The 22,001-nt window shown below is 65.9% G+C and carries 27 protein-coding genes; 14 read left to right on the forward strand and 13 right to left on the reverse strand.

Going from position 1 to position 22,001, the window contains the following annotated elements; all coding sequences use genetic code 11:
• Positions 1-141: 141 nt before the first annotated feature.
• The 4 genes from OEJ36_RS19355 to queF all read left to right on the forward strand — a co-directional run bounded on the left by OEJ36_RS19355 (position 142) and on the right by queF (position 3,942).
• Complete coding sequence (locus OEJ36_RS19355; RefSeq protein WP_263402912.1) at positions 142-690, forward strand: plastocyanin/azurin family copper-binding protein; 549 nt, start codon at positions 142-144, stop codon at positions 688-690.
• Complete coding sequence (locus tag OEJ36_RS19360) at positions 687-2,345, forward strand: copper resistance system multicopper oxidase (RefSeq protein WP_263402914.1); 1,659 nt, start codon at positions 687-689, stop codon at positions 2,343-2,345. The genes OEJ36_RS19355 and OEJ36_RS19360 overlap by 4 nt, the downstream gene beginning before the upstream one ends.
• Positions 2,332-3,033 (forward strand): copper resistance protein B, encoded by a 702-nt coding sequence (locus OEJ36_RS19365; RefSeq protein WP_263402916.1) that lies wholly within the window; start codon positions 2,332-2,334, stop codon positions 3,031-3,033. Before OEJ36_RS19360 ends, OEJ36_RS19365 begins: the two co-directional genes overlap by 14 nt.
• 78 nt (positions 3,034-3,111) lie before the next feature.
• Positions 3,112-3,942, forward strand: a complete 831-nt coding sequence (queF, locus tag OEJ36_RS19370) for an NADPH-dependent 7-cyano-7-deazaguanine reductase QueF (protein WP_263402918.1) — start codon at positions 3,112-3,114, stop codon at positions 3,940-3,942.
• Positions 3,943-4,029: 87 nt separating this feature from the next.
• Here the strand turns inward: queF and OEJ36_RS19375 are convergent, their stop codons facing one another.
• The 3 genes from OEJ36_RS19375 to OEJ36_RS19385 form a co-directional block, all read right to left on the reverse strand.
• Positions 4,030-4,293 carry a DUF4404 family protein gene (locus OEJ36_RS19375; RefSeq protein WP_021219136.1) on the reverse strand — a complete coding sequence of 88 codons (264 nt, stop codon included), beginning with the start codon at positions 4,291-4,293 and terminating at the stop codon, positions 4,030-4,032.
• A gap of 128 nt (positions 4,294-4,421) precedes the next feature.
• Entirely contained in the window at positions 4,422-5,162 is a 741-nt protein-coding gene (locus tag OEJ36_RS19380) for a hypothetical protein (protein ID WP_021219135.1), read from the reverse strand.
• A 76-nt stretch (positions 5,163-5,238) separates the two neighbouring features.
• A complete protein-coding gene (locus tag OEJ36_RS19385) occupies positions 5,239-5,649 on the reverse strand; it encodes an acyl-CoA thioesterase (RefSeq protein WP_031287577.1) in 411 nt (136 codons plus the stop codon).
• A gap of 108 nt (positions 5,650-5,757) precedes the next feature.
• On the opposite strand from OEJ36_RS19385, the gene OEJ36_RS19390 reads away from it, so the two are divergent.
• Positions 5,758-6,459 carry a VacJ family lipoprotein gene (locus tag OEJ36_RS19390; protein ID WP_031287576.1) on the forward strand — a complete coding sequence of 234 codons (702 nt, stop codon included), beginning with the start codon at positions 5,758-5,760 and terminating at the stop codon, positions 6,457-6,459.
• 60 nt (positions 6,460-6,519) lie between these two features.
• On the opposite strand, the gene OEJ36_RS19395 is transcribed toward OEJ36_RS19390, so the two are convergent.
• Positions 6,520-6,819 (reverse strand): PilZ domain-containing protein, encoded by a 300-nt coding sequence (locus OEJ36_RS19395; protein ID WP_263402921.1) that lies wholly within the window; start codon positions 6,817-6,819, stop codon positions 6,520-6,522.
• 219 nt (positions 6,820-7,038) lie between these two features.
• Between OEJ36_RS19395 and rssB the strand changes: the two genes are divergently transcribed.
• Positions 7,039-8,223: a two-component system response regulator RssB gene (rssB, locus tag OEJ36_RS19400; RefSeq protein WP_263402922.1), complete on the forward strand. Its 1,185-nt coding sequence runs from the start codon at positions 7,039-7,041 to the stop codon at positions 8,221-8,223.
• Entirely contained in the window at positions 8,220-8,702 is a 483-nt protein-coding gene (gene rssC / locus OEJ36_RS19405) for an anti-sigma factor antagonist RssC (RefSeq protein WP_021219130.1), read from the forward strand. The genes rssB and rssC overlap by 4 nt, the downstream gene beginning before the upstream one ends.
• A 59-nt stretch (positions 8,703-8,761) precedes the next feature.
• On the opposite strand, the gene tal is transcribed toward rssC, so the two are convergent.
• Positions 8,762-9,691 carry a transaldolase gene (tal, locus tag OEJ36_RS19410; RefSeq protein ID WP_263402923.1) on the reverse strand — a complete coding sequence of 310 codons (930 nt, stop codon included), beginning with the start codon at positions 9,689-9,691 and terminating at the stop codon, positions 8,762-8,764.
• A 300-nt stretch (positions 9,692-9,991) separates the two neighbouring features.
• On the opposite strand from tal, the gene OEJ36_RS19415 reads away from it, so the two are divergent.
• Positions 9,992-10,270, forward strand: a complete 279-nt coding sequence (locus OEJ36_RS19415; protein ID WP_263402925.1) for a hypothetical protein — start codon at positions 9,992-9,994, stop codon at positions 10,268-10,270.
• Here the strand turns inward: OEJ36_RS19415 and dusA are convergent.
• The 3 genes from dusA to OEJ36_RS19430 form a co-directional block, all read right to left on the reverse strand.
• Positions 10,267-11,277: a tRNA dihydrouridine(20/20a) synthase DusA gene (gene dusA / locus OEJ36_RS19420; protein ID WP_263402926.1), complete on the reverse strand. Its 1,011-nt coding sequence runs from the start codon at positions 11,275-11,277 to the stop codon at positions 10,267-10,269. The two genes, OEJ36_RS19415 and dusA, sit on opposite strands and share 4 nt — an antisense overlap.
• 185 nt (positions 11,278-11,462) lie before the next feature.
• Positions 11,463-11,984, reverse strand: a complete 522-nt coding sequence (locus tag OEJ36_RS19425; protein WP_263402928.1) for an RES family NAD+ phosphorylase — start codon at positions 11,982-11,984, stop codon at positions 11,463-11,465.
• Positions 11,981-12,472 (reverse strand): antitoxin Xre/MbcA/ParS toxin-binding domain-containing protein, encoded by a 492-nt coding sequence (locus OEJ36_RS19430; RefSeq protein WP_263402929.1) that lies wholly within the window; start codon positions 12,470-12,472, stop codon positions 11,981-11,983. Before OEJ36_RS19430 ends, OEJ36_RS19425 begins: the two co-directional genes overlap by 4 nt.
• A 300-nt stretch (positions 12,473-12,772) precedes the next feature.
• Between OEJ36_RS19430 and OEJ36_RS19435 the strand changes: the two genes are divergently transcribed.
• On the forward strand, positions 12,773-13,210 hold the full coding sequence (locus OEJ36_RS19435; protein ID WP_263402931.1) for a GNAT family N-acetyltransferase: 438 nt from the start codon (positions 12,773-12,775) through the stop codon (positions 13,208-13,210).
• Positions 13,211-13,329: 119 nt separating this feature from the next.
• On the opposite strand, the gene OEJ36_RS19440 is transcribed toward OEJ36_RS19435, so the two are convergent.
• A complete protein-coding gene (locus OEJ36_RS19440) occupies positions 13,330-14,163 on the reverse strand; it encodes a hypothetical protein (RefSeq protein ID WP_263402933.1) in 834 nt (277 codons plus the stop codon).
• A gap of 608 nt (positions 14,164-14,771) precedes the next feature.
• Here OEJ36_RS19440 and OEJ36_RS19445 point away from each other — a divergent pair.
• The 3 genes from OEJ36_RS19445 to OEJ36_RS19455 are packed head-to-tail and all read left to right on the forward strand — an operon-like array spanning position 14,772 to position 16,491.
• A complete protein-coding gene (locus OEJ36_RS19445; RefSeq protein WP_021219068.1) occupies positions 14,772-15,455 on the forward strand; it encodes a CsgG/HfaB family protein in 684 nt (227 codons plus the stop codon).
• Between the two features lie 23 nt (positions 15,456-15,478).
• The gene (locus OEJ36_RS19450; RefSeq protein ID WP_043241757.1) at positions 15,479-15,832 is read left to right on the forward strand and encodes a DUF4810 domain-containing protein; all 354 of its coding nucleotides are present in this window, start codon (positions 15,479-15,481) and stop codon (positions 15,830-15,832) included.
• The gene (locus tag OEJ36_RS19455) at positions 15,829-16,491 is read left to right on the forward strand and encodes a DUF799 domain-containing protein (RefSeq protein ID WP_263402937.1); all 663 of its coding nucleotides are present in this window, start codon (positions 15,829-15,831) and stop codon (positions 16,489-16,491) included. Before OEJ36_RS19450 ends, OEJ36_RS19455 begins: the two co-directional genes overlap by 4 nt.
• A gap of 57 nt (positions 16,492-16,548) precedes the next feature.
• On the opposite strand, the gene OEJ36_RS19460 is transcribed toward OEJ36_RS19455, so the two are convergent.
• Positions 16,549-18,165, reverse strand: coding sequence for a sensor domain-containing diguanylate cyclase (locus tag OEJ36_RS19460; RefSeq protein ID WP_263402938.1), 1,617 nt, complete (start codon positions 18,163-18,165; stop codon positions 16,549-16,551).
• Positions 18,166-18,504: 339 nt separating this feature from the next.
• On the opposite strand from OEJ36_RS19460, the gene OEJ36_RS19465 reads away from it, so the two are divergent.
• A complete protein-coding gene (locus OEJ36_RS19465) occupies positions 18,505-19,023 on the forward strand; it encodes a DUF3592 domain-containing protein (protein WP_263402940.1) in 519 nt (172 codons plus the stop codon).
• Positions 19,024-19,071: 48 nt separating this feature from the next.
• On the opposite strand, the gene epsC is transcribed toward OEJ36_RS19465, so the two are convergent.
• Positions 19,072-20,013 carry a serine O-acetyltransferase EpsC gene (epsC, locus tag OEJ36_RS19470; RefSeq protein ID WP_263402942.1) on the reverse strand — a complete coding sequence of 314 codons (942 nt, stop codon included), beginning with the start codon at positions 20,011-20,013 and terminating at the stop codon, positions 19,072-19,074.
• 79 nt (positions 20,014-20,092) lie between these two features.
• Positions 20,093-20,980, reverse strand: a complete 888-nt coding sequence (rhtA, locus tag OEJ36_RS19475) for a threonine/homoserine exporter RhtA (RefSeq protein WP_263402944.1) — start codon at positions 20,978-20,980, stop codon at positions 20,093-20,095.
• A gap of 63 nt (positions 20,981-21,043) precedes the next feature.
• Here rhtA and OEJ36_RS19480 point away from each other — a divergent pair, with 63 nt between their 5' ends.
• A complete protein-coding gene (locus OEJ36_RS19480; protein WP_263402945.1) occupies positions 21,044-21,646 on the forward strand; it encodes a helix-turn-helix domain-containing protein in 603 nt (200 codons plus the stop codon).
• A 4-nt stretch (positions 21,647-21,650) separates the two neighbouring features.
• Here OEJ36_RS19480 and OEJ36_RS19485 read toward each other — a convergent pair whose 3' ends face one another.
• Positions 21,651-21,980, reverse strand: coding sequence for a DUF5629 family protein (locus OEJ36_RS19485; RefSeq protein WP_263402947.1), 330 nt, complete (start codon positions 21,978-21,980; stop codon positions 21,651-21,653).
• Positions 21,981-22,001 lie beyond the last annotated feature (21 nt).

Below are 22,001 nucleotides of genomic sequence, written 5' to 3' on the forward strand. Positions count from 1 at the left end.
GCACTCGTGGCGGGGAACGCTTGCTTTATACCGCGCCGGCGGCCGCCGGTGGCGCAAGCTGACAAAGTTGTAATGTCGCGGTCAGCCAGGCGCCAGCCTGGGGTGCTTAAGGTGGCGCCATCGTCACTCAAGGAGCGCCTTATGAAATCCTCTCTCATCGCCCTGGCCCTGGGCCTGTCCATCAGCCTGCCGGTGCTGGCCGACACCCCGGCCGGTGGCTATGCCTTCGGTCACCCGGGCAAGGCCGCCGAGGCCGACCGCACCGTGGAGATCACCCTCGGCGACATGTATTACGAGCCGGCCAGCCTGGAGGTGAAGGCGGGTGAGACGGTGCGCTTCGTGCTGAAGAACACGGGCGGCCTGCTGCACGAGTTCAACCTGGGCGACGCCGCCATGCATGCGGCGCACCAGAAGGAAATGCTGCAGATGCAGCAGATGGGCATGCTCACTCCCACCGGTATGAACCACAACATGGGCCAGATGGACCACAGCAAGATGGGCCACGACATGGCCGGCATGGACCATGGCGCGATGATGAAGCACGACGACCCCAACAGTGTGCTGGTGGAGCCGGGCAAGACCGCCGAGCTGACCTGGACCTTCAGCGCCACCACCGGGCTGGAATTCGCCTGCAATATCCCCGGGCATTACCAGGCGGGGATGGTGGGCAGCCTCAAGGTCACGCCATGAAGCGGGTGCTGATCGGCGCCGGGCTGCTGGCCCTGGCCGCCAACGCCCTGGGCGGCAGCTACGACCTGGTGATCGACGAGGGGCAGGTCGAGCTGAGCGATGGCCGCCGGCCGGCGCTGACCATCAATGGCCAGTCCCCCGCCCCGGAGTTGCGCTTCAAGGAGGGCGAGGAGGTGGAGATCCGCGTCACCAACCGCCTGGACCGCGACACCTCGCTGCACTGGCACGGGATCATCCTGCCCTACGACCAGGACGGCGTGCCGGGCATCAGCTTCCCCGGCATCAAGCCCGGGCAGACCTTCACCTACCGCTTCCGCCTGCAGCAGTCGGGCACCTACTGGTACCACGCCCACAGCGACTTCCAGGAACAGGAGGGGTTGTACGGGCCGCTGGTCATCGAGCCCCGGGCCCGCGAGCCGTACCGCTACGACCGCGAATACACGGTGATGCTGTTCGACTGGCAGGACGAGAAACCCGAACGCACCCTGGCCAACCTGAAGAAGGACGCCGAGTACTACAACGACCAGAAGCTGACCGTCGGGGACTTCTTCCGCGATGCCGCTCGCGATGGCGTCTGGGCGACGCTGAAGGACCGCTGGGCCTGGGGTGACATGCGCATGTCGCCGACCGATATCGCCGATGTCAGCGGCTTCCGCTTCCTGGTCAACGGCCGCGACACCGGGCAGAACTGGACGGCATTGTTCAAGCCGGGCGAACGGGTGCGCCTGCGCCTGATCAACGCCTCGGGCATGAGCTACTTCGACCTGCGCATCCCCGGGTTGCCGATGACCGTGGTGCAGGCCGATGGCAACGACGTGTTGCCGGTGACGGTGGACCGCCTGCGCATGGCGGTGGCGGAAACCTATGACGTGATCGTGCAGCCGACCGAGGACCGCGCCTATTCGCTGTTGGCCGAATCCATGGACAGGCGTGGCCTGGTGCGTGCCACCCTGGCGCCGCGCGAGGGAATGGCCGGCGAGGTGCCGCCCCTGGGTGCGCCGCGCCGCCTGACCATGGCCGACATGGGCATGGCTCACGACATGGGCGATATGGGTGACATGGCAGGCATGGACCACGCCGCCATGGGCCACGGGATGCCACAGGCGCCGGCGGGCAACCCCGACTACGCGCCGGGTAGCGGCGTGGCGCCGGAGGCCGAGGGCGGGCGCGTGCTGGTCTACGGCGACCTCAAGGCGATGCGCCCGGACGCCCGCTACCGCGCGCCGGACCGCACCATCGAGCTGAAGCTCACCGGCAACATGGAGCGCTACTTCTGGTCCTTCGACGGGGTGAAGTATTCGGAGGCCGAGCCTATCCGCCTGCGCTACGGCGAGCGCGTGCGCTTCCGCTTCGTCAACCAGACGATGATGAACCACCCCATGCACCTGCATGGCATGTGGATGCAGCTGGACAAGGGCAACGGGCGGCTCAACCCGCTCAAGCACGTGGTCAACGTGGCGCCCGGCAGCACCCTGGAAGTGGACGTGCCGGCCGACGCCATCGGTGAGTGGGCCTTCCACTGCCACCTGATCTACCACATGGCCAGCGGCATGTTCCGCAAGGTGATCGTCGAGGCGCCCGACGGCAGCAGCCGTTCCCTGGGCGACGCGATGGAGATGGACAGCAAGGGGGAGGCCGCTCATGCGCAGCATTAAGTGGGGATTGCTGGCGGCATTGGCCAGCCCGGCAGCGCTGGCGATGGACATGGACGCCATGCCCGTCGGCTACTTCGGCTTCGATCGCCTGGAGAGCCGTTTCCACGGCGACGACGCCCAGCTGGCCTGGGAGGCGGAGGGCTGGTACGGCACTGACCTGCACAAGCTGGTGCTGAAGAGCGAAGGCGTGCGCGATGCCGGCGGGCCGACCGTGGACAGCGAGACGCAGCTGCTCTATCGGCGCATGGTCAGCGACTTCTTCGACTGGCAGGCGGGGCTGCGCCACGACGACCAGCCCGGGCCTTCGCGCAGCCACGCGGTGCTCGGCCTCAAGGGGCTGGCGCCGCAGTGGTTCGAGGTGGAGGCGAACCTGTTCCTCAGCGAGCGGGGCGACCCCTCCCTGCGCCTGGAGGCGGAGTACGAGCTGCTGCTGACCCGCAGTCTGGTGCTGGAGCCGCGCCTGGAATACGACCTGGCCCTGGCCGACGACCACGACCTGGGGCGCGGCGCTGGCGGCAGCACGCTGGAGACCGGGCTGCGCCTGCATTGGCGGCTGGCGCCGGACTTCTCGCCCTATGTCGGCTACGAGTGGGAGCGCACCTATGGGCGCAGCGGCGATTGGCTGCGGCAGGAGGGCGAGGCGGACGAGGAGGGGGCCTGGGTGGTGGGGCTGCGCGCCTGGTTCTGACCGGGCGCCGCGCGGGTTTCGCGGTGGGTGGCGGCCTGTATACAATTGCCGGGTTTTCCCGCTCAGGTCGCCTTCCTCATGCAGCATCCCGCCGAACACTCGCCGCTGGGCAAATCCAGCGAGTACATCAGCACCTACAGCCCGCAACTGCTGTTCCCCATCTCCCGCGTGGCGAAGTGGAACGAGCTGGGGCTGACGGCGGAGACCCTGCCTTATAAGGGCGTGGATTTCTGGAACTGCTATGAGCTGTCCTGGCTGACCCCGTCCGGCAAGCCAGTGGTGGCCATCGGCGAGTTCGCCATCCCGGCGGCCTCGCCGAACATCATCGAGTCGAAGTCGTTCAAGCTTTACCTCAACTCGCTGAACCAGAGCGCCTTCGCCAATGCCGCCGAACTGGTGGCGGTGCTGGAGAAGGACCTGTCGGCCGCCGCCGGCGCGCCGGTGAAGGTGCGCGTGCGCAGCCTGGCCGAGGTGGAAGCCGAAGGCGTGGCCCGCGCCGCCGGGACCTGCATCGACGACCTGGACGTGGCCATCGCCAACTACGAGCACCCGCAGCCGGAGCTGCTGCGTGCCGATGCCGGCGAGGTGGTGGAGGAGGCGCTGCACAGCCACCTGTTGAAGTCCAACTGCCCGGTCACCAGCCAGCCGGACTGGGGCACCCTGGTGGTGGAGTACAAGGGCGCGCGCCTGGATCACGCCAGCTTCCTGGCCTATATCGTCAGCTTCCGCCAGCACTGCGACTTCCACGAGCAGTGCGTGGAGCGCGTCTTCCTCGACCTGCAGCGCCTGCTCAAGCCGGAGTACCTGACGGTGCATGCCCGCTACGTGCGTCGGGGCGGGCTGGACATCAACCCCTACCGCAGCACCCATGAGCTGGCACCGGACAACGGGCGGCTGGCGCGGCAGTAGGCGGCGCGGGATGCCGGGCTGAAGCCCGGCCACGGCCCCAGAATGCAAAACCCCGGCACATGGCCGGGGTTTTTCGTTTGCGGGCGTTCAGATGCCCATGTTCGCCAGGCTCTGGACGATGTTGCGCAGGGTGCCGGCCAGGGTCGGGTGCTTGATCTCGAAGCGCTCGACCGCGAGGTTGACGCCGTCCACCAGGCTGTCGTCGGGCGGGGTGGCCGGTTCGGTGGCCAGTTGCAGTTCGATGTCCTGGATCAGCGTGTTCAACTCGGCGCGCTCGTGCTCATCCATCGGGGCGTCGCTGGCCAACTGCTCGCGCAGTTCTTGCAGTTGCTGCTGCAGACGTTCAGACATGGCGTTCTCCTTTCATATGACTCAGGAGTGGACCTCCGGCGGCTGCCAAAAGGTCCCTCGTGTCGTTGAGATTAATCCAGGAGTGCCGCGCGCGCCTGATCCCGATCAAGGCTGTAACAATTGCGCGGTCAGGGCTTTTCGCCTTTCTGCCGGCGCGCCGCGAGGTCGTCCAGGCAGGCGGGCAGCTCGCCCAGGTGGTCGATCACCGAGTGCGCGCCCAGGCGGTAGAGCTCCAGGGTGGCGCGGGCACGCAGGGGGTCGCGCTCGTTGGCGGCGAGGGCTTGCCAGTCGCCCAGGGCCTGGCCACAGAGGCGGCCGCTGGCGGCGAGGCCGACGGTCCAGAGCCCGGCATTGAGGCCGGCCTGGAGCAGGCGCGGTTCGCTGCTGACCAGCACGCAGCCTTCCAGGCGCTCCACGCCCAGGGCGGCGAGGGCCCGCCAGCAGGCGTCGGGGGCTGGCCAGGGGCGGCTTTCGGGGTCGTTGCCGGCGGCCAGGGTGCTGGCCAGGGGGCCGGCGAGGGCGTGGGTGGTGCCTTCGGGCAGCTCGTCGAGCCAGGCGCCGGGGATCTGCCGGGCGGCGAGCAGGTCGAGGAGCTGGTCCAGCCCGGGGGCGGCTTCGGCGTGTTCATCGGCGGCGCTGGCCAGGGCTTCGTTGAAGCGCGCCAGTTCGGCGGCCTTGGCCGGGCGTTGCAGGGCATGGCCGAGGGCCTGGGTCGGCGGCAGGGTGGCGGCTTCCTGCAGGCGCTCCGCGGTGCAGCGGGGCAGGGTGCGGGTCAGGGCTACGGGGAGCGTCCTGGCGCCGAAATCCACGAGGCAGCCGGAGAGGCCGAAGAGCAGGGCATTGAATGCGGGCGGTGTGCTGGTGGGCATGGCAAGGTCATCCTGACGGGGTCAGGCCCCAGCCTAGCGAGGCCGCATGACGGCTGGATTAAGGAAAGATGACGGCTCAGCTGCCGTTCATCAGCTCGCGCAGGCTGGCGGGGACGGGGACCGGGCGGTTGCCGGCGTGATCGACCCAGACCAGCTTGCAGTAGCCCTCGCCGTAGAGGGTGTGCGGGTCTTCCTCGGTGCTCAGGCGGTGCTCGACCACCAGGCTGGAGGTGCCGACCTTGCCGGCGAACAGCTGGATGACCACGGTGGCGGGGTGCACCACGGGCTTGAGGTAGGTGTGCAGGGTCTGCAATACCACCGGGCCCTGCTCGACGTTGGTCATGGGGATGCCGTGCTGCTCGAACCAGGCGACGCGGGCTTCTTCCAGGTATTGGATATAGAGGGTGTTGTTGACGTGGCCGTAGCTGTCCATGTCGCCCCAGCGCACCGGGATGCGGGCAATATGAAGCAATCGTTTTTCCTGCATCGGGCGCCTTCGCTATGCTGCCTATTGAGTTCCCGATGGCCGTATAATGCGCGCCTCACCGGGCGGCCCACGGGTTCGCCACACTACTTTTCTCTAGGAGAGTCTGCAATGCGAATGATCGCCACCGGGTGGCTCGATCGTCTGGGTCGTGTGTGCTGCGTAGCGGGGCTGGCACTGCTGCCGCTGGCGGCGAATGCGGCGGAAAGCGATCCGTGGGAAGGCGTCAACCGGGTGATCTTCCGCTTCAACGACACCCTGGATACCTATGCGCTGAAACCTGTCGCCCAGGGCTACCAGGCGGTGACCCCGGACATCGTCGAGAGCGGCGTGCACAACGTCTTCAACAACGTCGGCGATGTCGGCAACCTGGCCAACGACCTGCTGCAGGCGAAGTTCCATGACGCCGGCGTCGACACCGGTCGCCTGATCTTCAACACCACCTTCGGCCTGCTGGGCGTGTTCGACGTGGCCACCCGCATGGGGCTGCAGCGCAACGACGAGGACTTCGGCCAGACCCTGGGCGCCTGGGGCGTGGGCAGCGGCCCGTACGTGGTGCTGCCGCTGCTGGGCTCGAGCACCCTGCGCGACGCGCCGGCGAAGATCCCGGACAGCTACCTGGGCCCGTACCCGTACATCGACCACGTGCCGACGCGCAACGTGATCCGTGGCGTGAACGTCATCGACGCCCGCGCCAACCTGCTGTCGGCGGAGAAGTTCATCCAGGGCGACAAGTACAACTTCATCCGCAACGCCTACCTGCAGAACCGTGAGTTCAAGGTGCGCGACGGCGAGGTCGAGGACGACTTCTAAGCGTTCGCGGGTATGAAAAAAGGCGGCCATCGGGCCGCCTTTTTCGTTTCCGCACGTTGCTCAGCGCATCGAGATGATGGCGAGCCCGATGGACTTGCCACCGTTCTCCCCGTCACTCAGGCGCACCACCTCGGCTTCGGCCAGGAGGCCCTGCAGTTCGGCGTGGTCGGATGGGATGTGGACCTTGACCTTGTCGCCGATCGCCAGCTCCACGTCCGCTTCCAGCTGCATGCCGGTACTGGAGAGGTCGCGGCAAAGGGCGGGAATCTCGCGTCCGGCATGATGCAGGACGACATGGGCTTCGACTTGCATCCGGATGAAATCGCGTTTCTCGCTATAGGCTCGATCGCTTTGGCTCATTGCCACTGTCCTCTTGTATTTGATGGACTCTCCCCGAGCTTCTTATAACTCCCGTCGATTTCTTGTGTAAAGGCGGGTTTCGACAATCGGTGCACGCTTGAATCGCCCCGCGGATGGGAGTACCGTCTGCGCCTTGAAGCGAACCCCCATACGCGCACCAGGGCCTTGGGCCGGGTGTTCAACCAGCCCGTCCCCTGGCGCCGTTTGCCTGGATACTCCATGCACAATACCAGTGCCAAGCTGCTGATCATCGATGACGACGAGGTAGTGCGCGCAAGCCTTGCGGCCTATCTGGAAGACAGTGGTTTCAGCGTCCTGCAGGCTGCCAATGGCTTGCAGGGGCTGCAGGTTTTCGAGCAGGAACATCCTGACCTGGTGATCTGCGACCTGCGCATGCCACAGGTCGATGGCCTCGAACTCATCCGCCGCGTCAATCAACTCCAGTCCGATACCCCGGTCATTGTCGTGTCCGGCGCTGGCGTCATGAGCGATGCCGTGGAAGCGCTGCGCCTGGGCGCGGCCGACTACCTGATCAAACCCCTGGAAGACCTGGCGGTGCTGGAGCACTCGGTGCACCGGGCGCTGGACCGCCACGCCCTGCGCGTGGAGAACCAGCGCTACCGCGAAGAGCTGGAAGCGGCCAACCGCGAACTCCAGGCCAGCCTGCACCTGCTGCAGGAAGACCAGAACGCCGGGCGCCAGGTGCAGATGAACATGCTGCCGGTGACGCCCTGGACGGTGGATGGGCTGAAGTTCGCCCACCAGATCATCCCGTCGCTGTACCTGTCGGGGGATTTCGTCGATTACTTCCGCGTGGACGATCACCGCGTCGCCTTCTACCTGGCCGATGTTTCCGGCCATGGCGCGTCGTCGGCCTTCGTCACCGTGCTGCTGAAATTCATGACCACCCGGCTGCTCTATGAGTCCCGGCGCGGCGGGCTGCTCCCGGAGTTCAAGCCTTCCGATGTGCTCGGCCATATCAACCGTGGGTTGATCAACTGCAAGCTGGGCAAGCACGTGACCATGCTCGGCGGGGTGATAGACGAAGAAAGCGGTCTTCTGACCTACAGCATCGGCGGGCACCTGCCGCTGCCGGTGCTGTTCAGCGAAGGCAAGGCGCGTTACCTGAGCGGGCGCGGCCTTCCGGTTGGGCTGTTCGATGAGGCGACTTACGAGGACCAGGTCCTCGAGCTGCCGGAGTCCTTCAGCCTGACGCTTTTATCCGACGGCATTCTGGACCTTTTGCCGGGAGATACGCTCAAAGAAAAAGAGGCTGTGCTACCGGAATTGGTGTGCACGGCAGGTGGCAGTCTGGATGGCTTGCGACAGGTGTTTGGACTGGCCAATCTGGGCGAGATGCCGGATGATATCGCCTTGCTGGTGTTGAGCAGGAACCTTGCATGAGTACCGGTAAAATCCAGTTTGCCGAGCAGGACGGAACCTTCGTCCTGAAGTTCGTCGGTGAAATTCGCCTTACCTTGTGTTCGGCTCTGGATGCGACCATTGAAAAGATCTTCTCCGCGCTGAATTTCTCTGCGATCGTCATCGATCTCACGGAAACTCGCAGCATCGACAGCACTACATTGGGCCTGCTGGCCAAGCTGTCGATCCTCTCGCGGCAGAAGGTAGGACTGTTGCCGACCGTGGTGACCACCCACCCGGACATCACTCGACTGTTGCAGTCGATGGGGTTCGACCAGGTGTTCAACATCGTCGGCAAGCCGCTGCCATGCCCGGAATGCCTGGAAGACCTGCCTCCGCAGGACCAGACCGAGGACGTGGTACGCACCAAGGTGCTGGAAGCACACCGCATCCTGATGGGGCTCAATGAGTCCAATCGAGAAGCCTTCCACGATCTGGTGAGCGCCCTCGAGCGCAGCTGATCGTCTTTCCCCCTGATTGGTGAACCCGCGCGCGCAGCCTTGTGGCTGCGCGCGCGTTTTTATTTCTGGCGGGCGTTGAGCAGGGCTTCGAGCTTTTCCTGGTCGCGGGCGAACAGGCGGATGCCTTCCGCGAGCTTCTCGGTAGCCATGGCGTCTTCGTTGAACTGCCAGCGGAACTGGGCCTGGTCCAGGGCGACGCGTGGCTCGTTGTCGTTGCTCGCGCTGAGCGTGCGTTCCAGGCTGCCGGTATCGTCCGCCAGCTGTTGCAGAAGATCGGGGCTGATAGTCAGGCGGTCGCAGCCGGCCAGCTGCTCGATCTGGCCGAGGTTGCGGAAGCTCGCACCCATCACCACTGTGTCGTAGCCGTGGGCCTTGTAGTAGCGATAGATGCGCGAGACCGACTGCACGCCCGGGTCTTCGGCGCCTGCGAAGTCGCGGCCCTCGGCCTTCTTGTACCAGTCGTAGATGCGCCCGACGAAGGGGGAGATGAGGAAGACCCCGGCATCGGCACAGGCGACCGCCTGGGCGAAGTTGAACAGCAGGGTGAGGTTGGTCTGGATGCCGTCGCGCTCCAGCTGCTCGGCGGCGCGGATGCCTTCCCAGGTGGAGGCGATCTTGATCAGCACGCGGTCGCGGCCGATGCCGGCCTTGTCGTAGAGGCCGATCAGGCGTTCGGCGCGACGCAGCGTGGCCTGGGTGTCGAAGGACAGGCGGGCGTCCACTTCCGTGGAGATGCGCCCCGGGATCACCTTGAGAATCTCCTGGCCGACGGCGACGCCGAAGCGGTCACAGGCCAGGCCCAGGTCGCCCGCGCTGCCGGCGACCGCCGCGTCGAGCAATTCGGCGTAGCGGGGCAGGGCGGCGGCCTTGAGTAGCAGCGAGGGATTGGTGGTGGCATCGACCGGCTTGAGGCGGGCGATGGCGTCGAGGTCGCCGGTGTCGGCGACCACGGTGGTGAACTGCTTGAGTTGATCCAGCTTGGATGTCATGGACGAAGCCTTGTCGTTGCAGATTGCATGACCTTACCCGAGCCGCCTGGCCCGCTCAACGGGGCGGTGCGGGTAAATTCGTGGCCTTGTCCCGCGTCATTCTTCCCTGAGGGATCGAGCGGAACCGCCGCAGCAGTCTGACCGCCGGATTTGGATTTTTTTCCTTTTTTCTTGCGGGTTTTTCGTTCTCGTTCGTCTTTATTAGTAGAACCCCTGAAATTGCAGGGGGAAAAGAGGCCAGCAGGACCGCCAGCCTCGATGCGAGCCGAACAGGCAACAGATACAACAAGGAGTCATGCCATGCCGATGAGCGACCACCAGCACCTGCGCCACATGCTCCAGGAGGCCGGCCTGAAGACCAGTCTGCCCCGCCTGAAGGTGCTGGAAGTACTCTGCGATGCCAGCCAGGAAACCGGCGGCATCTCCACCCGCCTGCTGCACGAGCGCCTCAACGCCGCCGGCGAGCCCCTGTCACTGATCAGCGTGCGCCAGGTGCTTGGCCGCATGCTGGAAAGCGGCCTGGTCGTGCCCGAAGGGCAGAAGGGTTACTGCCTGGCGCGGAGCCAGAGCGCGGCTTAGTGGCCGCGTAACAGCTCGGTGGCCTGATCCAGCAGGCCCAATGGGTCCTGGGTCTTGTGCACGTCCACCGAGAGCAGCTGACGGAAGCGCCGCGCCCCGGGGAAGCCCTGGCCCAGGCCCAGCACATGGCGGGTGATGTGATGCATCTGCCCGCCTTCCGCGATGTGCCGTTCTATATAGGGGCGCAGCGCCGTCAGGGCCTCGGCCCGGGTCGGTTGCGGCGCCTGGTCGCCGAATAGCCGGGCATCCACGCCTGCCAGCAGGTAGGGGTTGTGATAGGCCTCGCGGCCGAGCATCACGCCGTCGAATACCTCGAGGTGGGCCGCGCACTCGTCCAGCGTCTTGATGCCGCCGTTGAGGATCAGCTCCAGGTCCGGGAAATCCTGCTTCAGTTGCGCGGCGATGTCGTAGCGCAGCGGCGGGATTTCACGGTTTTCCTTCGGCGACAGGCCTTCCAGGATCGCGATGCGCGCGTGCACGGTGAAGCTGCGGCAGCCGGCGTCGCGGACCTGGCCGACGAAATCACAGAGCTCGGCATAGCTGTCGCGCCCGTTGATGCCGATGCGGTGCTTGACCGTCACCGGGATCGCCACCGCATCCAGCATCGCCTTCACGCAATCGGCCACCAGCGCCGGATGCCCCATCAGGCAGGCGCCGATCATGTTGTTCTGCACCCGGTCACTGGGGCAGCCGACGTTGAGGTTCACCTCGTCGTAACCCGCTTCCTCCGCAAAGCGCGCGCAGGCCGCCAGATCGGCCGGCACGCTGCCGCCCAGCTGCAGCGCCAGCGGGTGCTCGGCCTCGTCATGGCGCAGGAAGCGCGCACGATCCCCCTGAAGCAGCGCCCCGGTGGTCACCATCTCCGTGTACAGCAGCGCATGGCGCGAAAGCAGGCGCAGGAAGAACCGACAATTTCTATCGGTCCAGTCCATCATCGGCGCAACGGAGAAACGGCGGGACAGCGCAGGGCGCGTGGTTACTGGGGTTGCGATGGGTTCGTTGAGCATTTTTCGTACGGCGATCGGAAAGCGAAAACGCAAGGAAGGCGCCGTGGCCCATCGGGCCGGGGGCCGCATCTTGCGGGAGGGGGCGTGAGTTTATCAGGAAAGCCTTACGTTTGACCGGTTGCGAGACAGAGTGGAGCTGGCTCCCCTATCCCGAGACCAAGGGCTTCACGCGCAGTTGGAGTGAATCAGCCCTGCGTCGCTTCATGAGGGCGCATCATCGGTGGGTTCAGTCTCGTATCCAGCCCGAACCTCTCCTGGCACACCACCTCATACAGCCCCTTCGCCAACAGCGGGTTGATCAGCAGGTTCCAGCTGTGCCGCGAGACAGAAGAGGGGATCAGCACAAACGGGTGCTTCGCCAGCAATTCATCGCCAAAGCGCTGCTGGCCACCGCTGGGGATGCCGGGTACCAACCAGTTGGGGTTTGGGACGGTATCCACGTCCACTCGATGGATCACTGAAGGGTCTTTGATGCGTGCGCCAGTGAGAATGTGCGGCACGTTATCCAATGCCTTGAAGCCCTTGTGCACGGCTACCTCAAGAATCGCCGTTGCCGGGTCCAGGCTGCTGTAAACCGCTTTCACCCCTTTCGAGTTCCAGCGCCCACCGACCAGCTCCGCTCCGATCCCGCTGTCCCAGGTGCCGGCATGTTGTGCTGCGTCCAGCCGCCAGAAGTGGATTTCACCGCTCCCCGGTGTCGTGATCACTGATAGACCCCGTGTTCCAGACGAGTGAGGAACTCATCCACCAACTCGAACCCAATCGGGTTGGTCAGCAGGTCCACCGGTTTGTGGTTATCCAGCCCCATCACTGGCTGCGACATCCAGCGCTCGGCCTCGTCGCTGCTGCCGAATACCAGCTTCGCTTTCTCCAACACCTGGGCGAAGCGCACGGCTCGGGCGCTCTGGTCGGGGTTCAGGGGCTCGTCTGGGTTCTTCAGCCGGCGGTGCAGGGTGCGTTCAGACAGGCCGATGATCTTCATCAGCATCTGCTCGTCCTTCAGCAGCGTGACCGAGGACACGAAGCTGATCACATCAGAAAGCGGGATGCCTTTCTCCGTCAGCTTGTAGATGGATATGCGGTCATCGAAGCGCGCACGGCCCCGGAGCAGGATGTCCGAAGTCCTGTCCTTGCCTTGCTTAAGCGCCTTGGTGGCACGCTTGCCCTGTTGCTCGGTGGATGCGGTGGTGCTCATGTTGCAGGCTCCTGCTTTGACACTTGGCGGTAAGTTTACTGCCAAATGGCTGGCGTGGCGCGAAATGATTCATCCCATTCCAACGGGGCACTGGCGGGGGCTGTGGCTTGTAAGCTCCCCAGGTGAGTCTTCATCGCATGCGGCTCCTCGCTACCGCCCCATAGGAGCAGCGTTGCCAACCCCGTCACGAACACGGATGGCAGGGAGATGGAGAGTGCGGAGCGCCATGCGCCGGATCAATTCCGGGTGATTTCAAGCCGCTAGGATGCGCCCGAAATCAACCACGGAAAGGAGTTCTTCATGTCGGATCGGGTTTCCATTCACCTGGCGGGCGCTCCGGGTATCCAGGCTGCGGAGAAGCTGCTCGAGCTGGATGGTTACAGCAGTTTCAGGCAGGTCATGAGCGGGGAGTTGTCCGCGGCGCTGGACGAGGAGTGCTACCTGGTGGCGCTTGGGGGGGACTACGTTGGCTTTGCGGTGATCCGAGGCGCTTCTGCCGGCAATTCGGGCTTCTTCGAGATCTTCCGGCTGTTCGTTGCAGTGCCCGCTCGTGGCAAGGGGGTGGGCAGGCGCGCGGTGGCTCAGATCATCGACCTGCTGAAGATGCGGGGCAAGGATGAGCTGGTTCTGGAGATCGAGAGCGATATCGCGGCTTCGTTCTGGGAGAGCGTACTGCAGGGCTACAAGATCCACGACCTGCATAACGGCAAGCGCATCGTCCACCTCTATCCCGCCTGAACCACGGGCTGGCGTTATACCTGAAGCCCCGGCCCATGCCGGGGCTTTTCATTGCCTGGCATTCCCTCACGCCTTCTCACGGCCCCGCGCCAGGCGCCTGCGCGGATGCACCTGCCGGCTCAGGCAGCTGCGGGCAGCGCCTCGGGCAGGTTCAGGCGCTGGCGCAGGTCGTGGAAGTGGGCGAGCGAGTCATGGAAGAAGGCCTGTGGCAGTACGCCGTAGCGGCTCAGGGCATCTTCCACCCGATCCAGCCCCGCCTGCTCGGCCAGTTCGTAGGCGCGCATGCCTTTTTCGATGCGCTCTCGGGTACTGGCGAAGTCGCTGAATTTCATGTCACGGCTGCTGGCGAAGTAGGCGAACTCGATGCGTGGGCGCAGCGCCACCTGGCGGATCAGCGGCCAGTCCAGCGCCGCCAGCGCCTGCTCCACGGCGGGCCCGACTATGACTTCCTGCTCCCAGAGGAAGAACGCTTCGAACAGCTCCCGTCGCACCGGTTGCGGCAGCGGCTCGCCCAGCGCCTGGGCCTGGTGGCAGCGGTTGAGCGCGGCCAGCAGGCGTGGCTGCAGGTAGTGCTCGATGCCGGTGGCCTGGCCATGCAGCCGGCTGAGGTGATAGGCCGTATAGGCCTCGACGCAGACCCGCCGGTTGATTTCGCGGAAGGCGTCGGCGAAGGCGTGCAGTTGGCGCAGCTTGTGGTGGCGGAGTGCAGGGGTGAAGAGGAACTGCGCGGAGAGCAGGGTGCCCACGCGCATGCCCAGGGCGAAGTAGCCGGCGCCCCAGAGCGCGCCGTGGGCGGCGATCAGCGGGAAGACATTACGCCCGCCGGAATCCTCGTAGAGGTGGTGGTAGACCGAGGCGCGCTGGCCGAGGTCGGTGAGGGCGCCGGCGAGAACCGTCGCCTCCTGGTGGATCCGCTGGTAGTCACGGTCGAGGGTGCCGCTTTCGCTATCCATATGCAGGGCTCCAAGGCTAATCATCTGGATTGAATCTATGCAGGCTTGGGCCTGCCAGCCTCGCGGCAAATTGCCTCAGGTCGCGTCACGGGCGGCCTCCGCTCTGGTTGCAGTGGGGGCGCCAGCCGCGCTGGCGTGGGTGTGTGACGGGGGTATCAGCAGGTCCAGCCGATACGTCCGCTGGTCGGCCGGTCGTCGGATTTACGGCGAAAGGCCAGTATCCTCCGCGCCTGTCTGTTCCCCTGGCCCAGGCGCCCGCCCGCGTGCGGCGTCGAAGCGCTGCCGGGGAGCAAGATCCATGGAGCCGTAGTCGCAGGACATTGGATGTTGTCTTCACCCCTCAGCCCGGCCGGGTTTCCTCTGGCCCGCTCGTTCCGCCCCCTTGTCGATCATGCGCTGCACAGGGCCCGCCACCAGGCGCGCGGCCATGCGCTGCCCGGCATTTCGCCGACGCAATCACATTCGGCAGATTTTCCGGGGGATGCATGTGGGGAATCGTCCCCGCAGCGCGTCTCCAGTCTTATCGCTTCGCCCCTCACCTCCGCCGATGCACCGCTGCCCACCGGGCGGCCGTCGCCGGCACCTTCCGCTCGTTCAAGGAGAACCCCATGAGCATCGTTTCGAGAACCGCTTTGCTGCCGATCCTGGCTACGGTGGCGTTGGCCGGCCTGTCGGGCTGCGCCACCGAAACCTCCACCGCCGTCGCCGTGCAGCAGGTCGAAAGCGTCAATCGCCCCTACAGCGGCGTGCGCGCACCGATCGCGGTCGGCAAGTTCGATAACCGTTCCAGCTACATGCGCGGCATCTTCTCCGATGGCGTCGACCGTCTCGGCGGCCAGGCCAAGACCATCCTCATCACCCACCTGCAGCAGACCAACCGCTTCAACGTGCTGGACCGCGACAACATGAGCGAGATCCAGCAGGAAGCCGCGATCAAGGGCCAGGCCCAGCGCCTCAAGGGTGCCGATTTCGTGGTCACCGGCGACGTCACCGAGTTCGGCCGCAAGGAAGTGGGCGACCACCAGCTGTTCGGCATTCTCGGCCGCGGCAAGACCCAGATCGCCTACGCCAAGGTGGCCCTGAACATCGTCAACATCTCCACCTCCGAGGTCGTCTATTCGACCCAGGGCGCCGGCGAGTACGCGCTGTCCAACCGCGAAGTGATCGGCTTCGGCGGCACCGCCAGCTACGACTCCACTCTCAACGGCAAGGTGCTCGACCTGGCCATGCGCGAAGCGGTGAACAAGCTGGTGAATGCGGTAGAGAGCGGCGCCTGGAAGCCGCAGAACTGAAACAGGGACGTCAGGACATGAACATGAGCAGGACAATCGCATGCGCGGCGGCGCTGTTGGGCAGCCTGGCGCTGGCCGGCTGCAGCGGGCCCAAGACGCTGTACCAGTGGGAGGGTTACCAGACCCAGGTCAACCAGTACTTCAAGGGCGAATCCAAGGAGGCGCAGGTGGAGGCGCTGGAAGCCGACCTGCAGAAGATCCGCGCGAAGAACGGCGCGGTGCCGCCGGGCTATCACGCCCAGCTCGGCCTGCTGTACTCCAGCCTGGGCAAGGATGACGAGATGATGCGTTCCTTCGAGACCGAGAAGGCGCTGTTCCCCGAATCCGCTTCGTACATGGACTTCCTCATGAAGAACGCCAAGGGAGGCGCCCAATGACCCGTTTACTCTCCCGCCTGCTGGCCTGCGCCGCGCTGGCGGCCCTGGTCAGCGGCTGCGCGCCGACCCGCAGCGTCGATTACTCGGCCTACAAGGAAGCGCGCCCGCGCTCCATCCTGGTGCTGCCGCCGCTGAACGAGTCGCCCGACGTGAAGGCCACCTACAGCATGCTGTCCCAGGTGACCTACCCGCTGGCCGAAGCCGGTTACTACGTGGTGCCGGTGGCGCTGGTGGACGAGACCTTCCGCCAGAACGGCCTGACCAGCCCCGGTGACATCCACCAGCTGCCGACGGCCAAGCTGCGCGAGGTCTACGGCGCCGATGCTGCGCTCTATGTCACGGTGAGCGAGTACGGCACCCAGTACATGCTGATCAGCAGTGCATCCATCGTTACCGCCAGCGCCAAGCTGGTCGACCTGAGAAGCGGCACCACCCTGTGGACCGGCTCGGCGAGCGCCTCCAGCGAGGAAGGCAACAACAATAACGGTGGCGGCCTGGTGGGCATGCTGGTGACGGCTGCGGTGAAGCAGATCATCAACAGCTCCATGGAGGACGCGTCCTATCCCATCGCCGGGATCGCCAGCGCGCGCCTGCTCTCCACCGGCTACAACGGTGGCCTGCTCTACGGTCCGCGTTCGCCGAAGTACGGCACCGACTGACCGGCAGCCGGCGCATCGCAATGGTGCGCCGGCCCGCTTGGCTGCCGGGTGGCAGCGTCAGTGCATCTCGATCCTGTTGCGTCCTTCCGCCTTGGCCCGATAGAGCGCCAGGTCGCTGCGTGAAAGCGCCGCCTCGGCGTTGGCGTCGCCGGCATCGAGGGTGGTGATGCCGATGCTGACGGTCAGGGGGATGACCTCGCCCTGGTGCTGCAGCGGGGTTTCCAGCATCTGCTGCTGCAGGCGCTGGGCGAAGACCAGGGCGCTGGCGTGGTCGGCGTCATTGAGCAGCACGGCGAACTCTTCCCCGCCCATGCGGCCGGCCAGGTCGACGCGGCGCATCTGTCCGGCGAGGAGGGCGGCGAAGTGGCGCAGGGCGTCATCGCCGACGCCGTGGCCCCAGCGGTCGTTGATCACCTTGAAGTGGTCCAGGTCGCACATCAGCAGCACCGCGCCACGCCCCGGCGCGCGTTGCAGCCGGGCCAGCTCTTCTTCGAGGCGTGCCATGAAATGGCGGCGGTTGGGCAGCTGGGTAAGGAAGTCGGTGGTGGCCAGGGCCTGCAGCTCGGCCTCGATGCGCTTCTGTTCGGTGATGTCGGTGATGAAGCCGTGCCAGAGCACGCTGCCGTCAGCCAGGCGCTTGGGGTGGGCATTGCCCTGGCGCCAGCCGGTGGGGCGGCCGGGGATCAGTACGCGGTATTCCATCTGCCAGGGGGTGAGGGCCAGGGCGGAGGTTTCCAGTGAGTTCTGGTAGGCGGGCAGGTCGTCCGGGTGGACCAGTGCCAGGATGCGTTCGCGCCCGTTGGGCAGCTTCAGCTGTTCGGGGGACAGCCCGTAGACGTCCAGGCTGCCGGCGCTGATGTAGCGGTAGCTGCCGCTGCCGTCAGGGCGCCCCATGTACTGGAAGACCATGCCGGGTATCTCGTTGGTCAGCTCCGTCAGCAGCTCGAGGTTCTGCTCCAGGCGCTCGCCCATGCGCTTCATTTCGGTGATGTCGGTGGTGGTGCCGATCATCCGCAGCGGGCGGCCCTGGTCATCGCGCTCGACGACTCTGCCGCGGCTGCTCACCCAGATGAAGTGGCCGTCCTTGTGGCGCAGGCGGTGCTCCACCTTGTATTGATCGGTGCGCGATTCGAAGTGGTCGAGCATGGTGCGCCGGACGTATTCCAGGTCGTCGGCGTGCACGCGGACGTAGGCGTCCTCGATGCGGGTGCCGATTTCATCGTCGGCATAGCCCAGCAGCGATTTCCAGCCGGGCGAGTAGTGGATCAGCCCGTTGACCACGTCGCGGTCCCAGATGCCGGTGCCGCTACCGGCCACGGCCAGGGCCAGGCGCTGTTCCTTTTCCCGCAGCACCCGCAGCCATTCGCGCATGCCCAGCACTTCGCGGCGGCGGGTGAACAGTTCGCTCGCCAGGTTGGCGAATTCGGCCAGCGCCTGCTGGTCCACCTCGCGGGGCTGGTCATCGAACAGCAGCAGCTCGCCGCCGCCATCGGCGATGGGGCAGCGGGCGATCGGTTGGGGTGTGCCGGAAACCAGCGCGCGTGCGGCTCGCTGCTGGTCGATGCCGTCGCAGGCGAGCGGGCCGTCGGGTTCTATCAGCACGGCAGCGCTGACGCCGAAGTGCAGGCGCACGAGGTGCAGCAGGGAAGAGAATCGGTTGGCCGTGGTGCTCACATCAATACCTCGAGAAACGGCTGGCTACGCTGGACGACCTGGAGGCTCATGGTCCCGTCCCTGGTCCGTTGGAGGCAGTCTCGTCTCCGCCGCACGACAACCTGCCATCGGCTTTGCAATGAATGTAACAGGATGTGACGCCAATCAAGTGGTTCCCTCGCCTCTGGATGCTAGCTTAGTGCCATTAACTTTCCATGGAAGGGTTGGTCCGTTCACGCCTTACCGGTGCCGTGCCTGGCTTTCCATGGTGACCCCGGGTGGACCCGCAGGCGTTCGTTGAGCTGCCTGCCGCCGCCTGGGGGCGACAGGGCACTGCAACCAACTGGAAGGGACACCACCATGATCAGCTTCAAGACCTCGCCTGAAACCCATCGCACCCTGAGCAAGGTGTCGATGATCCTGCTCAGCCTCGCCGCCGTGATCGGCGCCGGCTTCCTCATCGTCACCGCGATCCTCAACTACTTCAATGCCAACGCCATCCTCAAGGACCATTCCGAGGTGCTGGCGCCGGTGAGCCTGGACAGCGTGACCGAAGAACACCACCGTCGCGGCCGTACCAGCGAAACCTACCACTTCCATTACAGCTTCGAGGTGGCCGGCAAACCCTACGACGGCACCTTCGAGACCTCCGCGTCCAATGCCGAGCCCTACCTGCACGAGGGCGCCTCGGTGAAGGTGGGCTACGCCAATGCCGAGCCGTCGCACTTCGGTCGCCTCGATGTGCTGCAGAGCCAGGCCGATTTCGGCTCCAGCATCACCCGCGCGCTGACGGCCGTCCCCCTGGCCGCGTTGCTGGCCTTCGTCCTCCACCTGATGCTGACGCGCCGGTTGTTCGTCCCCAGGGAAACCTCGGCCTGATACGAAGAACCCCGCAAGCGCGGGGTTCTTTTTGGGTGCGTGCGGGGCTCAGGCGCCGCAGTCGTTCTGCAGGGTGGCCTGGGTGATGTTGCTGTCCGCCGGCACGCTGCGGGTCAGCCAGACGTTGCCGCCGATGACCGAGCCCTTGCCGATGGTGATGCGGCCGAGGATGGTGGCACCGGCGTAGATCACCACGTCGTCTTCGACGATGGGGTGGCGCGGCTGGCCTTTCTGCAGGTTGCCCGAGTCGTCCGAGGGGAAGCGCTTGGCGCCCAGGGTCACCGCCTGGTAGATGCGCACGCGCTCGCCGATGATCGCCGTCTCGCCGATCACCACGCCCGTGCCATGGTCGATGAAGAAGCTCCGGCCGATGGTGGCGCCGGGGTGAATATCGATGCCGGTGGCCGAGTGGGCGATCTCGGCGATGATGCGCGCCAGCAGCGGCAGGCCGTTACGGTAGAAGTAATGGGCCAGGCGGTGGTGGATCACCGCGTGCACGCCCGGGTAGCAGAGCAGCACTTCATCGACGCTGCGCGCCGCCGGGTCGCCCTGGTAGGCGGCCAGCACGTCGGTATCCAGCAGCACGCGCAGCTCCGGCAGGGCGGCGGCGAAGCCTTTCACTACGCGGATCGCCTGGCATTCGCTGTCGCCGTCTTCGGCGCTGCCGTTGCGGGCGGCGTAGCCGAGTTCGCGGCGCACTTCGATGACCAGGGCATTGAGCGCCGTGTCCAGGGTGTGGCCGACGTAGAAGTCTTCGCTCTCTTCGCGCAGGTCGGTGGGGCCGAGGCGCATGGGGAAGAGCGCGCCGCTGATGGCTTCGATGATCTGGCCGACGGCGGTGCGTGAGGGCAGCTCGCGGCCGCCGCGATCCTGGGTGCGGCCGTTGCGGCTGCGCCATTCGGCGCGGGCGGCGCGCAGTTCGGTGACGATCTGCTCCAGCTGCCAGTTGACCGGGGGGCAGCCGCTGGGGCCGGGAGTGAACTTGTTCATGGAGGGTCCTGTTGATGCGCAAGGCTGGCGATAGCCTTGCGCAGGAGTGCGCTTCTCGGCAAGCAGATTCGCAGCGCGATCAATCGGCGGGGATCAGCCCTTCGGCTTCCTTGCGGCTCTTCATGCTGGCGGTGGTGCCCACCGAGGCGAGGATGATCGCGCCGATGGCCAGCCATTGCAGCAGCGACAGGCGCTCGCCGAGGAACAGCAGCCCGGAGAGCGCGCCCAGGGCCGGCTCGATGCTCATCAGGGTGCCGAAGGTGCGCGCGGGCATGCGCGTCAGGGCGTACATCTCCAGGGTGTAGGGGATGGCGGTAGAGAGCAGCGCCACGCCCAGGGCGACGGGCAGCAGGCTGAGGTTGAGCAGGTCGGTGCCGGCATGGGCGATGCCGAAGGGCGAGATGACCAGCGCCGCGACCAGCACGCCGAGGCTGGCACTCTGCATGCCGTGATCGGCACCGGCGCGCTGGCCGAAGATGATGTACAGCGCCCAGCAGACCCCGGCACCCAGGGCATAGGCCGCACCCACCAGGTCCAGGTGGGCGGCGCTTTCACCGATGGGCAGGAGCAGCAGCAGGCCGACCACCGCGAGGGCGATCCAGAGGAAGTCCAGCGCCCGGCGCGAGGAGAACACTGCCACCGCCAGCGGGCCGGTGAATTCCAGGGCCACGGCGATGCCCAGGGGCACGGTGCGCAGGGACATGTAGAACAGCAGGTTCATGAAGCCCAGGGCGAGGCCATAGAGCAGCACGGTGCCCAGGGCGCCGGTGTTGATGCGGGTGCGCCAGGGGCGCAGCACCAGCAGCAGGAAGATGGCGGCGAGGATCAGGCGCAGGGTGGTGGTGCCCTGGGCGCCGATCACCGGGAACAGGCTCTTGGCCAGGGAGGCGCCGCTCTGCACCGAGATCATGGCGACTATCAGGATGCCGACGGGCAGCAGCGTCGAAGTGAGGTTGCGGGAGTTCATGGAGGGTCCGGATCAGGCAGTTACGAGGGGCGAAGCTTGTTCTGGTTCGTTGTGTGCAACATAATGCGCAAAAAACGGCGTGTGAGCAATATATTGCCCAACTCTATGACCCCCTCCATGGACAGACCCAACGTACTCGAACACGTCTCCGACAATGTGCGGCGGCTGCGTAAGGCGCTTGGCTTGAGCCAGGACGCCCTGGCCACGGCTTCAGGTGTGAGCCGGCGGATGATCGTCGGCATCGAGGGGGGCGATGTGAACGTCAGCCTGGCCACCCTGGACCGCATCGCCGAGGCGCTGGGCGTGCTGTTTCCCGACCTGGTGCAGACGCCGAGCCGGCCCGACCGTTCGCGCATCGAGGCGGTGGCCTGGGTCGGCAAGGACCCGCGCAGCCGCGCCACCCTGCTGGCCAGTGCGCCGGCGCGGCGCGAGGTAGAACTCTGGGCCTGGTCGCTGGAGCCGGGGGAGCGCTATGTGTCGGAGGCCGATGCCGAAGGCTGGCGGGAGATGGTCTACGTCACCGAAGGTGAGCTGACCCTGGAGCTGCCGGAAGGCGAGGTGCGTATTGGCGCGGGGGACTTCCACGTCTTCGCCAGCAGCCAGCCCTATGGCTATGCCAACCGTGGCGAAGTCGCGGTGCGTTATATCCGCAACGTGGTGAGCTGAGGCTTCAGGCGCGGTCGATGCCGTCGTCGTTGGCGGCGTCGCCCGCTTCTTCTTCGCCCTCGTCTTCGTCGTCGTTGCTGCCGCTGAAGGCTTCCATGCACACCAGGCTATGAACGCCCTGGTCGTCATGGATGGTCCAGGTGCCCTGGGCCGCGTCGAACTGAGCTGCCTGCACCTGCTCGGCGCTGAAGTTCCAGCGGCGCTGGGTGCGGCCGTCGACGCATTCGATCAGCAGGGCGCCGGCGTCGAGCTCGAACTGCCAGGCGTGCAGGCCGTCGATCTCCAGCATGTCGCTGTTGGCCAGGCGGTCGAGAAGGGTGGTTTCGTTGCTCATGGGCGGGGCTCCCGGGGGGAA

It is taken from the genome of Pseudomonas sp. PDM13 (genome assembly GCF_025685765.1).
GTDB classification, from domain to species: domain Bacteria; phylum Pseudomonadota; class Gammaproteobacteria; order Pseudomonadales; family Pseudomonadaceae; genus Metapseudomonas; species Metapseudomonas solani.